The sequence below is a fragment of the Halorubrum tibetense genome (assembly GCF_055396225.1).
Window position 1 is genome coordinate 594752 of the sequence record NZ_AP043742.1, and the last position, 12188, is coordinate 606939.

The window sequence follows — 12188 nt, forward strand, 5'->3', positions numbered from 1 at the left end:
TCGCTTGGCGCGTAGTCAGAAGCAGTATGTCCGAAGAACCCGACCGGGACGTTACCGTCGACGTGGAGGTCGAAGTCGAGGTCGACACGGACGAGCTCGAGATCGAACGGGACGACGCCGAAGAGATCGAGGCGACCTACGAGGCGGGTGGGGTCGAGATCGAGGTCGAAGCGGAGGTAGCGGTCGATCACGGAGGGTCGGAAACCGAAAACGACGGAGACACTGAGTTGGAGGGGGACGAGACTGGGTACGAGGATTACGAGTAGCGTCTCGCCGGAACGCGTTCCGGCCTATCCGCGCCTTTTAACCGAGCCAACGGCCAAGACGTGATATGACTCAGCCACGCGTCCCCGGTGGCGACGACAACACGCTGGAGCTCGCGTGTGGCGAAACCGTCGGTCTCGGCGAGCTCGACCTCGGGATGCGGGAGTTCGACTGTGACTGCGGTGAGACCCACGCCGTCGTGATGGACGTCCACCCCCCGGAGCGGTTCCTCCCGGAGTTCCTCGTCGACGTGCTCCGCGAGGCGATCGAGACGACGAGCGAGGAGATGCCGGAGTTCGACACCCCTCACCTGCTCGGCGTCGTGTTGGAGGAGTTCCCGGAGGCGGTCGTCACACACGACGCTAGCGGCGACGGCGACGTAGGATACGCGATGGTGTGGGTGGCCGACTTCGATTCCCGGCGACTCCACGAGACCATCGTCGAGCTCGTCGTCGAGCTGATGGAACACGCCGTCAGTCACGCCGAGGACGGCGACGCCCTCTCGCGGTTCGAAGCGGAGATGATGCGGTTCGACGTCGAGGAGTTCGTCGACCAGTACCGCGCCGAACGCGACCTCGAAGCCGAGGACCCGTACGCCTGAGTGTAACGATATCAAGCGTTTCAGCCGCTCGGCGTCCGACGGATGTCGGACTCCTGTCTCACTGAATCATATACGTTCGGGGAACGTGTGTAAGACACATGCACACCCACGAGTACGAGCGTATCCGCGGTGTGCTCGCCGAAGCCGACGAGCCGCTGACGGCGCGAGAGATCCTCGCGCTGCTCGATGACGTCGACGAGCCCGACAGTCCACACCGCGTCGCGACCGTGTTGGGCCGCTGGGCGGAGCGCGGCGATATCGAAGTGATCGCGGAGCGGCCGTACCGGTATCGGCTCAACACCTGAGCCGGAAGGTGAGCACGGCGCATAAGCGGACACGCAGCACACGGTGGGTGAAACGACACGCGACGGGCGGCGCGTAGCACATGGTCCGTGACACGACGGTGTAGCGCGTGGTACGTGACTGCATGCCTTGCGAAAATCGCAAAACTGCTGCGAGATTCGTACTCTATCGCCGACCTTATTACGATGAGCGTACTCCGTCGCGGTAATGACCGAGGACCGGACCATTCTGCTCATCGGTAGCGGACCGATCCAGATCGGACAAGCGGCGGAGTTCGACTACTCCGGCGCGCAGGCCTGCCGCGCCCTCCAGGAGGAAGGCGCTCGTGTCGTGCTGGTGAACTCGAACCCGGCGACTATCATGACTGACCCGGACACCGCCGACCGAGTGTACATCGAGCCGATCACCACCGAGGCGATCGCCGAAGTGATCCGGATCGAGGAGCCTGACGGCGTGATCGCCGGGCTGGGTGGACAGACCGGCCTCAACGTCACCGCCGAGCTCGCCGAGGAGGGGATCTTAGAGGAGTACGACGTCGAGGTGATGGGCACGCCGCTAGACACCATCTACGCGACGGAGGACCGCGACCTGTTCCGCCAGCGCATGGAGGCGATCGGGCAGCCGGTTCCGAAGTCGACGACCATCTCGCTGGACGAGGGGGAGTCGGTCACCGAGTTCGATGAGGAGGCGTTCCGCGGACGGGTACAGGAAGCGGTCGACACGGTCGGCGGTCTTCCCGTCATCGCCCGGACGACGTACACCCTCGGTGGCTCCGGCTCCGGCGTCGTCGACGAGTTCGAGGAGCTCGTCGAGCGCGTCCGCAAGGGGCTCCGGCTCTCGCGGAACAGCGAGGTGCTCATCACGGAGTCCATCGCCGGCTGGGTCGAGCTCGAGTACGAGGTGATGCGTGACGCCGACGACTCCTGTATCATCATCTGTAACATGGAGAACATCGACCCGATGGGGATCCACACCGGCGAGTCAACCGTCGTCACTCCCTCGCAGGTGATCCCCGACGACGGTCATCAGGAGATGCGTAACGCCGCGCTCGGCGTGATCCGCGAGCTGGGGATCCAGGGCGGCTGTAACATCCAGTTCGCGTGGCGCGACGACGGCACACCCGGCGGGGAGTACCGCGTCGTCGAGGTGAACCCGCGGGTCTCGCGCTCCTCGGCGCTCGCCTCGAAGGCGACGGGGTACCCCATTGCACGCGTGACGGCGAAGGTCGCGCTCGGCAAGCGCCTCCACGAGATCGACAACGAGATCACCGGTGAGACGACCGCCGCCTTCGAGCCCGCGATCGATTACGTGGTGACGAAGGTGCCGCGCTGGCCCATCGACAAGTTCGACGATGTCGACTTCGAGCTCGGCACGGCGATGAAGTCGACGGGGGAGGCGATGGCCATCGGTCGCACCTTCGAGGAGAGCATGGTGAAAGCGCTCCGCTCCTCGGAGTACGACCCCGCCGTCGACTTCGCGGCGGTGTCCGACGAACAGCTGGAATCGGAGTACCTCGTCCGGCCGAGCCCGGATCGGCCGTACGCGATGTTCGAGGCGTTCGATCGCGGCTACTCCGTCGAGGACGTCGTCGAGCTCACGGATATCCACCGGTGGTACGTCGAGCGCTTCGCCAACGTCGCGAACGCGACCGCGGCGGCGGCGGCGGGCGACTTCACGCCGGCGGCCTCCGTCGGTCGGACGAACGCCGAGATCGCGGCGGTCGCCGGGGGCGGTGGCGTGGACGCGAGCGTGAGCGAGATCGAGGACGCGGTGCCGGACCGCACGTTCAAACAGGTCGACACCTGCGCGGGGGAGTTCGAGGCGTCGACGCCGTACTACTACTCCGCGCGACTCCCCGAGTTCCTCGCGGGTGCCGACACGGCGGGGGCAACGAACGAGGTTCGCGTCGACCGGGACGTCGAGAGCGTCGTGGTCGTCGGCGGCGGCCCGATCCGGATCGGCCAGGGCGTGGAGTTCGACTACTGCGCGGTGCACGCGGTCCGGGCGCTCCGCGAGCTCGGCATCGACGCGCACGTCGTCAACAACAACCCGGAGACGGTCTCCACGGATTACGACACGTCGGACGGGCTCTTCTTCGAGCCCATCTCCGCCGAGGAGATCGCGGACGTGATCGAGACGACCGGCGCGGACGGCGTGATGGTCCAGTTCGGCGGTCAGACCTCGGTCAACGTCGGCGCGCCGCTGGAAGCCGAGATCGAGCGCCGCGGACTCGACTGTTCGATCTTGGGGACGAGCGTCGAGGCGATGGACCTCGCGGAGGACCGCGATCGGTTCAACGTCCTGATGGACGAGATCGGCGTCGCCCAGCCGGAGGGTGGCACGGCGACGAGCCGAGAGGAAGCGCTCGATATGGCCCACCGGATCGGCTATCCCGTCCTCGTTCGTCCCTCCTACGTGCTCGGCGGTCGTGCGATGCGCGTCGTCGAGGACGATGAGGAGCTCGAACGCTACATCGAGGAGGCGGTCCGGGTCGCCCCGGACAAGCCGATCCTCGTCGATCAGTTCCTCTCCGATGCCGTCGAGCTCGACGTGGACGCGGTGGCCGACGGTGAGGACGTCCTGATCGGCGGCGTGATGGAGCACGTCGAGAGCGCGGGCGTCCACTCCGGTGACTCCGCATGTATGATCCCGCCGCGTTCGCTCGACGACGCGACGCTCTCGCGGGTCCGCGAGGCGACGGAGGATATCGCTCGGGCGCTCGACACGCAAGGGTTGTTGAACGTCCAGCTCGCCGTGACCGGCGTCCATGACCCCGACGCGGACGCCGAGGTGTACGTGCTGGAGGCGAACCCGCGGTCCTCGCGGACGGTCCCGTTCGTCTCGAAGGCGACCGGCGTACCGATCGCCAAGCTCGCGGCGAAGGTCATGACGGATGACCTCTCGCTCGCGGACCTCGATGTCGACGAGCGGATCCCCAAACACCGAAGCGTGAAGGAGGTCGTGTTACCGTTCGACCGGCTGCCCGGATCGGACCCCCGCCTCGGCCCGGAGATGAAGTCCACCGGCGAGGTAATGGGAACGGCGCGGTCGTTCGGGAAGGCGTACGACAAGGCGCAGGACTCGACCGGCAAACCGATCCCTGAGTCCGGGACGGCGGTCGTCGACCTCTCGGCCGAGGAGTTCCCGGATCCCGGGACCGAGGCGGGCGAAGCGCTGGTCGACGGGTTCGCCGAACACTTCGAGCTGTCGACGGCGACCGACCTCGTCGAGGCGGCGAAACGCGGCGAGATCGACCTCATCGTCTCGCGCCAGCGCGACCTGCTGGAAGTGGCCGTCGAGGAGGAGATCACCTACTTCTCGACGCACGCCAGCGCGAAGGCGGCGCTCGAGGCGATCGACCACGCCGGCGACGACCTCGACGTGATGGCGGTCTCGGACCGGCCACAGCGCGTAGCCGACTGGGGGAAGTAACGCCTCTCGACGCCGTCGAGGAACCACAGGCGCCGACTCCGCCGGTTACGACGCCATCCCACGCGACCGTTCGACCCGGAACACAACGTTTAGCGGGGTTCCCGACACACCCCCGAGTATGCGATTCTTCGAGCGGCTCGCGGCCCGGATCGATCGGACGGACAGCGTCGTCTCCGTCGGGCTCGACCCGGACCCGAGCCGGATCCCCGAGTTCCTTGCGGACGCCGACCTGCCGCGGTGGGCGTTCAACCGCCGGATCATCGACGCGACCCACGAGCACGCTGCCTGCTACAAGCCGAACGCTGCCTTCTATGAGGACCCCGACGGCTGGCGGGCGCTGCGGGAGACCGCGGCGTATGCCGCCGGGAAGGACGTCCCCGTCCTGTTGGACGCCAAGCGAGCCGACATCGGTAACACGACCCGGCAGTACGCCGAGGTCCTCGACTGGGTGGACGCGATCACCGTGAACCCGTACATGGGGCGTGACTCCCTCCAACCGTTCCTCGACCGCGAGGGGAAGGGCGTGTTCGTGCTCTGTCGGACCTCCAACCCCGGTGGAAGCGATCTCCAAGACCTCGAGCTCGGCTCCGGAGAGCCGCTGTACGAGCGGGTCGCGGCGCTCGCGGACGTCTGGAACGCCGACGGCGACGTGGGGGTCGTCGTGGGCGCGACGACGCCCGAGGAGCTGCGTGACGTCCGCGAGATCGTCCCCGAGGTCCCCTTCCTGGTGCCGGGTGTCGGCGCACAGGGCGGGGACGCGGAGGCGGCGGTCGAGCACGGTCTCGCGGCGTATCCGTACGGCGACGCCGACGTGGACGTCGGGTTGGTGAACTCCTCACGCGGGATCGTCTTCGCCGGCGAGGAGTCGTCGCGCCCGGGCGAGGAGGAGACGTACTTCGGTGCCGCCGGCGACGCGGCGAAGCGGCTGAAGCGACGGCTGAACCGCTACCGGTAACCGTCGGTTGGATCGCTACCGGTAACCGTCGGTTAGATCGCTACCGGTAACCGTCGGTTGGATCGCTACCGGCGATGGTCGGTCGAGTTGTCCGGGTCGGTCCCTCCGCCCCCATCGAGGCCGCGGGCGCACGGGGAACAGGCCCCGACGGCGTCGTTCCAGTGCTCGGGACACGCCTGTCGGCCGCAGGTCCGGCAGGTGTGGTCGGCGCGGGCGGTCTCACACACCTGGCAGATCCCGGTCAGACTCATGACGCGTTCTCGACCCGGGCGGATTATAAGCGTCCGGGCGGAGGGGTTCGTATGCGCCAGTTCGTCGTCGTCGGTCACGACGTTCCGACCGACCCGGACGCGGTCTCGTTGTCGGATCTCCCCGGTGCGGGCCGGCTCGACCTCCTCTGTCGGTGCGTCGCGACCGGCGTCTTCCTCTCACACGGGATCCGCGAGGACGCTCGTGTCCACCTGGTCTGTGCCGACGAAGTGACGGTCACCTTCGACGCCGCCCGGCTCCGCCACCTCCATCCGGACGAGCGGAACGTCGCCGCCCGGATCCGCGACGCGCTCGCCGCGCGCGACGAGGCGATCGGCCACATGCCTGCGGACGTCTCCCCTGGCGTGGAGCTGCGGCGAATGGGGCTGTCCGCCACGCTCGACCGACTCGCCGACACGGGGGCGCTCGTTCACCTCCACGAGGACGGGGATCCCCTCGTCGAGGCCGAACCCCCGTCGGATCCGGTGTTCGTCCTCTCGGATCACAACGACTTCACCGACGCGGAGTCGTCGCTGCTCGCCGACGCGGCCGACCGCCGGGTCCGGGTCGGCCCGAAGCGCCTCCACGCCGACCACACCGTCTCCGTCGTCCACAACTGGCTCGACACGGACGGCTACACGTCGTACTGAGCCATGGGTGACGCCGACGACGACCGGGTGACGAGCCGCGAGCCCGGGCGTGACGACCGCTACCGCGTCCCCCTTCGCGGGGTCGACGTGGACCCCGAGACGCGGTGTGCCCACTGGGCGTCGCCGGTCGACGTGGTCGCCCTCCGGTTCGGCTGCTGTGAGACGTACTACCCCTGTGCGTCGTGTCACGACGCCGTGGCCGGTCACGAGGCGGAGCCGTGGCCCCGCGACCGGTTCGACGAGCCGGCGGTCCTGTGTGGGGTCTGTCGCGAAACGCTAACCGCTCGGGAGTATCTCGACGGCGACGACGCCTGTCCGCACTGCGGGGCCGCGTTCAACCCCGGCTGTCGTCGACACCGCGATCGGTACTTCGAGTGAGGGCGGCGCCGTCGGTGGGGACGGTCGCCCCCGTTTTCGGAAGGATTAAAAGAACGAACGGCCTTCCTTCAGATGCGGGCCGGTGGGGTAGCTTGGTATCCTTCGGCCTTCGGGTGGCCGTAACCACGATTCAAATTCGTGCCGGCCCACTTCTCCCGCATTTCGCAACGACGAGCGAGAGCGACGGGTCTGAGTGTCGTGTTCTGATCGCCGTCGACGAGGCAGACGACTTCGCGAACTTCCGCGAGACGGCGACGAAGAGGAACTCGCTCGTCGACCGGCTGAAGGCGATCGAGTTGCCCGACGTCGACGACGTGGCCGACGACTTGGAAAGCTATCCGGAGACGAAGAAGCGCGCCGAGGAGATCGGCGCGAAGATCGAGATTGCCGAGGAGGCGGTGGGGGAGTAGTCGTCGAACGCGAACGAACGAAGCGAGTTCGCGCTTTTCCGTCGAGAGTTTTCCGTGAGCGGTCGCGAGCACAGCGAGCGACCCGATTCGGAAAACAGTCGGAGTGAGGCGACGGGAGAGTAGACGAGCACCGACACACGGAGAACCGAGTGTACGCTCCGCTACTGGTCGTCAGGCTTGGTCCCCTCACGGAGGTTCTCTCGGTACTCTTGGTACGCCGCTGCCCGTTCGCGTTTCTCTTCATCAGTCAGGACATCGTGTTTCTCTTCGTCGTAGAAGGGGAGTTCCTCCACGGGTGGCACGTTCATCACCACCCCCAAGTTCGTGATCTGGGGAGAATAGTTCTCGATGACCCATTCCTCGCTGTGTTTCTCGACGGCTTTGCGGATGAAGGGCGCGACCTCCGGATATTCTTCTTCTAGCTCGTCACTCATAAATACTGAAACACGACGCTCCCGGAAGATAGTTACCCCGACGCCGACCCCGCCGACCGGAAGACGTATTCCCGCTATCACTCTATGGTCGACAAATGCACAGCGATCGGGAGTACGCCGCCGACCTGGCCGGCGCGATAGACATCGACCGGTACGCGACGCTCGTCGGGTCGGTCGGCGACCAGCTCAACGGCCGGAAGGACCGGTTCGACAAGTCCGACCTCATCGAGCGGTGTCTGGAGGTGTACACGGACGGCCGACTGAAGTGGGTCGACGACGAGGGCCGCGACTTCGTCGACACGGAGTACGGCTACGACATCGAGTTCAAATACGAGACGGACATGCTGTTCACGCCCGCCCGAGGCAACGAACGCGACCCGAACCCCCGGCTGTACAACAGCCTCGGGAGCGGCAACCAGGAGGCGCTCCCGAACCCCGCCGACTTCTACCTGCTCGGCCAGGCCGACGCCATCGGCCTCCTCTCGTATGCGGTGTTCGAGGACGAGGACAAGCGCTCGCGGCTCAAACCCGACGACGATGCCGTGATCGGCGACGTGTACGCTGAGGACATCACGTTCGTCTTCCGGCCCGAGGACGTGGGCGAGTTCGACACGGTGGACGTGAACTACAAGGAGCGGAAGATGGCGATGCAGATGGAGCTGATCGAGTCGATCTGAGGCCGTGAGACGGGCGGTCCGCGTCGCGGCCACCGGCGTGCCGTCACGTATAAATCCCCGCCACTGCTGGCGTGTGACATGGACGACGACCGGGCCTTCACGTACAACGGCGGCGCGGTCGCCCCCGGCGAGACACAGAACATCAGGTACGGGATCAGCGAGACGTATCTCGGCGACCCCGTCCGGATCCCCGTGACGATCGTCAACGGCGAGCGCGACGGCCCGACCGTCTTCCTCACCGCGGCGTCCCACGGCGACGAGCTCAACGGGATCGAAGTGGTCCGCGAAGTCGCCCACGAGTGGGACCTCTCAGCGCTGGCCGGCACGCTCGTGTGTCTCCCCGTGCTCAACGTTCCCGGGTTCCTCGCTCAACAGCGGTACCTCCCGGTGTACGACAGGGACCTGAACCGCTCGTTCCCGGGGAAACCGGGGTCGACGAGCTCGAACCGGATGGCTCACCGGATCTACGCGAACTTCATCGAGCCGTGTGATCTCGGGCTCGACTTCCACACCTCCACCCGCGGGCGGACGAACATGCTCCACGTCCGCGGCGACATGACGGACGAGGGGGTCCACCGGCTCGCGATGGCGTTCGGGTCGAGCGTCGTCATCGACAGCGAGGGACCGAGCGGCACCCTCAGGGGCGAGGCGACCGCCGACAGGATCCCGACGATAACCATCGAGATGGGGGAGGCACACCGGTTCCAGCGCGGCCTCATCGACGACGCGCTGGCGGGAGTCCGCTCCGTGTTCGCCGAGTACGGCTTACTGGAGACGGAGTCGGTCCGCTGGCCCGGGTGGCGGACGATCGTCGCCGGGTCGAGCGAGAAGACGTGGCTGCGGGCGGACGCAGGGGGGATCGTCGACACTCACTTCGAGAGCGGCTCACTGGTCCGCGACGGGGACCGGATCGCGACGATCACCAACCCGTTCAAGGAGGACGCGATCGGCGTGAAAGCCCCGTTCACCGGGCTGCTCATCGGCGTCTTGGAGAACCCGGTCGTCTACCCCGGCAATCCGCTGTGTCACCTCGTGCGCGTCGACGAGTCGACCCAGCGAGCGATCGAAGCACAGGGGTCCCGTCGCTCGGGCTCGTGGTCGGGGAGGAGTAGCCGACCCACTGACGCCGAGTGATCGCGAATCGAAAACGATCGGTATTAGCGGCTGGGGCGTAAATAGCGGGTACGTGATGATCCGAACTACTAGCGGACGCGCGGGGGATCTGTAGTGAATCCGAATCGGGTCGACTTCCTCGTCGACGTGACGTACGGGCTGTTGATATTCGTCTCTATCGTTCTGTTTGCAGTCGTCGGGAGCGAGGTCGGTGGCGCGTTCGGGCTGGGCGTACTGGTGTCGTACGTCGTCCACGTGACGTGGAAGATGGCACGGTTCGATCCGGAGTGGATGACCGAGGAGGTCACCGAGAACGTCGAGGAGACCCTCCGGACTGAGGTCGAAGAGGTGATCGACCGGCTCGAAGCGGTGAACGAGCGGGTCGATCGTCGGCCGCGCGCCGAGGAAGTCGAGGAGGCCGTCGACGAGAGCGTCGGCAAGGTGTCCGAGGAGGTCGAGGAGACGGTCGAAGAGAAGGTCGGCCAAGTGACGAAAGACGTCGAGGAGACCGTCGAGCAGGTGTCGGAGAACGTCGAGCGCACGGTCGAGGAGACGGTCGACGAGACTGTCAAGGAAACCGTCGACGAGACTGTCAAGGAAACCGTCGACGAAACAGTCGGGGAAACCGTCGAAGAGACCGTCAAAGAGACCGTCGACGAAACAGTCGGGGAGACGGTCAAGAAAACCGTCGAAGAGACTGTCGACGAAACGGTCGAAGAAACGGTCGAGGAAACGGTTGAAGAGACAGTTGAGGATACGGTCGAGGAAACGGTTGAAGAGACAGTTGAGGATACGGTCGAGGAGACTGTTGAGAAGACTGTCGAGGAGACAGTTGACGAAACCGTCGAAGAACAGTTAGACGAGGTCGTCGGTGAGGGCTCGGACGACGACAGCGACGACGACACGGACGACTCGGACGAGACCGGAAAGTAGCCAACCGGCCCTCCCGGGCCGGGAGCGGGGTCAGTCAAAGGAGGGCGGCGGGAGCGGAGTCAGTCAAAGGAGGGCGGCGGGAGCGGCTCGCGGTTGCCGTCGCCTGCACAGTCGTGTTCGAACAGTCTCGAAGCGGACCGGTCACGGGCGGCGGGCTCGTCGATCGTCTCCCGCGTTATTTCCTCGGTGACGCGGTACATTTCGATACGAGTGAGCGTCGCGCCCGCCTCGGTCCGATACGTCGCACAGGTGTGTTCCGCGAGTCGCCCCGCGAGGCGCTCCGACACCTCGCCGTCATCGAACAGCGACACCATGTAGAACCGCTCGCGGTACGTCGCGTGCTGCCGCTGGAGTTCGTCGTGGGGGCGCTCGTAGGAGAGCGCCCGGTCGGAGTACGCGTCGACGAGGGTTCCGTCGGCGGCCCGTGCGGGGAACACGTAGTAGCGGTCCGTCGTCCTGGGGACCGGCGCGAATATCGACCAGTCGGTCTGGAACTCGACGAGCGCGGCGGTCCCGCTTTCGACTTCGGAGCGGGGCGTGTCGTCGTCGAGAACGCCCGCGGCGGAGAGCCCACCGGCGACGACGAGAACCCCGACGACGCCGGCGACCGCGACGACGACGAGCGCGTGCGGCGCGAGCGGATCGGGGAGCCGCCTCCGGACGGCGGCGAGCGTTCGCGAGGGGGCCGTGGCGGTCGGGCGAGGGAATCGTTGCGCGATCGACGCGAGTCGGTCCCGGACGGTTTCGAAACGGACGGTGGGGGGGTGGAGCGGGAGGGCGAGCCCGTCGAGTCGGGCGCGCGTCCACCGACCGATCCGCCCGAGGTCGTCCCAGCCGGAGCCCTGCACGAACACTACCAGGCCGGCGAGACAGACGTACGAGAACGCGCCGATGCGGACGGTGAGCGCCATCGAGAGGTGCGCGACTGCGAACGCCGCGACGAACAGATACCGCGCCCGTCCCCGAAAAACGAGGAGGAGCCACGCGAGACACAGCATCCCCACCCAGACGAGCCCGGAGAGCTGGAGGAGCTCGGGAACCCGCCGCAGCGTGTCGCCGAACAGGAACGTTATCTCGTCGATGCCGAGGACGAGCACCGCCGCCTCCCCGGACCGCCACAGCTCCGAGGTCGTCTTGTGGTACCCGTTGACGACGTACATCACGACCACCTGGCCAAGCAGGAGGGCGGTCGCGACGCCAGCGGTCGACTCGCGGCGGGGGCGGTCGGACGCGACCGCGTCCACCGACCAGCGCTCCCCAAGCGGGAGGAGGACCGCGATCGCGAGCAGCGTGGCGAACAGTACGTCGGCGAAGCTCAACACGAACGGGTTGCGCACGTCGAGCGAGACGACGAGGACGAACGCGACGACCGTCATCGGCCGGGTGTAGTAGCCGACCGCCAGGGCGAGACCGACGAGCGCGGTGAGCGCGAACAGGCCGGCCACCCCCGCCGGCGAGGTGACGAACGCGTACACCGAGTAGGCAGCGGCGGGTTCGGCGGCGACCGCTAGCTCCACCGGGACCACTCCTTGATCCGTGTAGAACCGCGTCAGGTTCCGCGATCGGAGGAGGAGGTCGGCGACGATCAGGAGTCCGAGCGCGATCCGAAACACCGCGAGCGATCGGGTATCGATCCGAACCCGCTCGCGCGTCCCGGCGGCGACCCGGCGGACGATCGCGGCGAGAACCCGCCGGAGATCGCTCGACCGTTTCGGGATCCCCATCGATATCGTCCCGTCGTGACCCGGTAGTCATAGGTGTTGTGTCCGGCGGGACCGATGGGGCGGAT

The 12188-nt window shown here is 66.8% G+C and carries 14 protein-coding genes and 1 tRNA gene; 12 read left to right on the top strand and 3 right to left on the bottom strand.

Annotation, left to right across the window (positions count from 1 at the left end):
• Positions 1–26: 26 nt before the first annotated feature.
• The 5 genes from ACZ5TV_RS02950 (at position 27) to pyrF (ending at position 5555) form a co-directional block, all read left to right on the top strand.
• Positions 27–266 carry a hypothetical protein gene (locus tag ACZ5TV_RS02950; protein ID WP_379779409.1) on the top strand — a complete coding sequence of 80 codons (240 nt, stop codon included), beginning with the start codon at positions 27–29 and terminating at the stop codon, positions 264–266.
• A 65-nt stretch (positions 267–331) separates the two neighbouring features.
• Positions 332–865, top strand: a complete 534-nt coding sequence (locus tag ACZ5TV_RS02955; protein ID WP_379779411.1) for a DUF5815 family protein — start codon at positions 332–334, stop codon at positions 863–865.
• A 98-nt stretch (positions 866–963) separates the two neighbouring features.
• Positions 964–1170 carry a hypothetical protein gene (locus ACZ5TV_RS02960; protein WP_379779413.1) on the top strand — a complete coding sequence of 69 codons (207 nt, stop codon included), beginning with the start codon at positions 964–966 and terminating at the stop codon, positions 1168–1170.
• Between the two features lie 205 nt (positions 1171–1375).
• Complete coding sequence (gene carB, locus ACZ5TV_RS02965) at positions 1376–4600, top strand: carbamoyl-phosphate synthase large subunit (protein WP_379779415.1); 3225 nt, start codon at positions 1376–1378, stop codon at positions 4598–4600.
• A 118-nt stretch (positions 4601–4718) separates the two neighbouring features.
• Positions 4719–5555 (top strand): orotidine-5'-phosphate decarboxylase, encoded by an 837-nt coding sequence (gene pyrF, locus ACZ5TV_RS02970; protein ID WP_379779417.1) that lies wholly within the window; start codon positions 4719–4721, stop codon positions 5553–5555.
• A gap of 65 nt (positions 5556–5620) precedes the next feature.
• Here the strand turns inward: pyrF and ACZ5TV_RS02975 are convergent, their stop codons facing one another.
• Positions 5621–5806: a hypothetical protein gene (locus ACZ5TV_RS02975; protein WP_379779419.1), complete on the bottom strand. Its 186-nt coding sequence runs from the start codon at positions 5804–5806 to the stop codon at positions 5621–5623.
• A gap of 51 nt (positions 5807–5857) precedes the next feature.
• On the opposite strand from ACZ5TV_RS02975, the gene trmY reads away from it, so the two are divergent.
• The 4 genes from trmY to ACZ5TV_RS02995 all read left to right on the top strand — a co-directional run bounded on the left by trmY (position 5858) and on the right by ACZ5TV_RS02995 (position 7242).
• On the top strand, positions 5858–6454 hold the full coding sequence (trmY, locus tag ACZ5TV_RS02980; RefSeq protein WP_379779421.1) for a tRNA (pseudouridine(54)-N(1))-methyltransferase TrmY: 597 nt from the start codon (positions 5858–5860) through the stop codon (positions 6452–6454).
• A 3-nt stretch (positions 6455–6457) separates the two neighbouring features.
• A complete protein-coding gene (locus tag ACZ5TV_RS02985; protein ID WP_379779423.1) occupies positions 6458–6832 on the top strand; it encodes a CHY zinc finger protein in 375 nt (124 codons plus the stop codon).
• A 76-nt stretch (positions 6833–6908) separates the two neighbouring features.
• Positions 6909–6981 (top strand) — tRNA-Pro (locus ACZ5TV_RS02990).
• The gene (locus ACZ5TV_RS02995) at positions 6946–7242 is read left to right on the top strand and encodes a hypothetical protein (protein WP_379779425.1); all 297 of its coding nucleotides are present in this window, start codon (positions 6946–6948) and stop codon (positions 7240–7242) included. The genes ACZ5TV_RS02990 and ACZ5TV_RS02995 overlap by 36 nt, the downstream gene beginning before the upstream one ends.
• A 161-nt stretch (positions 7243–7403) precedes the next feature.
• Here the strand turns inward: ACZ5TV_RS02995 and ACZ5TV_RS03000 are convergent, their stop codons facing one another.
• Entirely contained in the window at positions 7404–7676 is a 273-nt protein-coding gene (locus ACZ5TV_RS03000) for a DUF8110 family protein (RefSeq protein ID WP_379779427.1), read from the bottom strand.
• 95 nt (positions 7677–7771) lie between these two features.
• Here ACZ5TV_RS03000 and ACZ5TV_RS03005 point away from each other — a divergent pair, with 95 nt between their 5' ends.
• From ACZ5TV_RS03005 to ACZ5TV_RS03015, 3 genes are all read left to right on the top strand, one after another.
• Entirely contained in the window at positions 7772–8353 is a 582-nt protein-coding gene (locus ACZ5TV_RS03005) for a hypothetical protein (RefSeq protein ID WP_379779429.1), read from the top strand.
• 78 nt (positions 8354–8431) lie between these two features.
• Positions 8432–9487 carry a succinylglutamate desuccinylase/aspartoacylase family protein gene (locus ACZ5TV_RS03010; protein ID WP_379779431.1) on the top strand — a complete coding sequence of 352 codons (1056 nt, stop codon included), beginning with the start codon at positions 8432–8434 and terminating at the stop codon, positions 9485–9487.
• A 93-nt stretch (positions 9488–9580) separates the two neighbouring features.
• Positions 9581–10399: a hypothetical protein gene (locus ACZ5TV_RS03015; RefSeq protein WP_379779433.1), complete on the top strand. Its 819-nt coding sequence runs from the start codon at positions 9581–9583 to the stop codon at positions 10397–10399.
• A 59-nt stretch (positions 10400–10458) separates the two neighbouring features.
• Here the strand turns inward: ACZ5TV_RS03015 and ACZ5TV_RS03020 are convergent, their stop codons facing one another.
• Positions 10459–12123, bottom strand: coding sequence for an HTTM domain-containing protein (locus tag ACZ5TV_RS03020; protein ID WP_464384085.1), 1665 nt, complete (start codon positions 12121–12123; stop codon positions 10459–10461).
• Positions 12124–12188: the final 65 nt, after the last annotated feature.

Bases quoted from the DNA above. Each gene is read 5' to 3' on its own strand.
- ACZ5TV_RS02950 (WP_379779409.1), top strand. From the start codon at position 27: ATGTCCGAAGAACCCGACCGGGACGTTACCGTCGACGTGGAGGTCGAA.
- carB (WP_379779415.1), top strand. From the start codon at position 1,376: ATGACCGAGGACCGGACCATTCTGCTCATCGGTAGCGGACCGATCCAG.
- pyrF (WP_379779417.1), top strand. From the start codon at position 4,719: ATGCGATTCTTCGAGCGGCTCGCGGCCCGGATCGATCGGACGGACAGC.
- ACZ5TV_RS03010 (WP_379779431.1), top strand. From the start codon at position 8,432: ATGGACGACGACCGGGCCTTCACGTACAACGGCGGCGCGGTCGCCCCC.
- ACZ5TV_RS03005 (WP_379779429.1), top strand. From the start codon at position 7,772: ATGCACAGCGATCGGGAGTACGCCGCCGACCTGGCCGGCGCGATAGAC.
- ACZ5TV_RS02955 (WP_379779411.1), top strand. From the start codon at position 332: ATGACTCAGCCACGCGTCCCCGGTGGCGACGACAACACGCTGGAGCTC.
- ACZ5TV_RS03000 (WP_379779427.1), bottom strand. From the start codon at position 7,676: ATGAGTGACGAGCTAGAAGAAGAATATCCGGAGGTCGCGCCCTTCATC.
- ACZ5TV_RS02975 (WP_379779419.1), bottom strand. From the start codon at position 5,806: ATGAGTCTGACCGGGATCTGCCAGGTGTGTGAGACCGCCCGCGCCGAC.
- ACZ5TV_RS02960 (WP_379779413.1), top strand. From the start codon at position 964: ATGCACACCCACGAGTACGAGCGTATCCGCGGTGTGCTCGCCGAAGCC.
- ACZ5TV_RS02985 (WP_379779423.1), top strand. From the start codon at position 6,458: ATGGGTGACGCCGACGACGACCGGGTGACGAGCCGCGAGCCCGGGCGT.
- trmY (WP_379779421.1), top strand. From the start codon at position 5,858: ATGCGCCAGTTCGTCGTCGTCGGTCACGACGTTCCGACCGACCCGGAC.
- ACZ5TV_RS03020 (WP_464384085.1), bottom strand. From the start codon at position 12,123: ATGGGGATCCCGAAACGGTCGAGCGATCTCCGGCGGGTTCTCGCCGCG.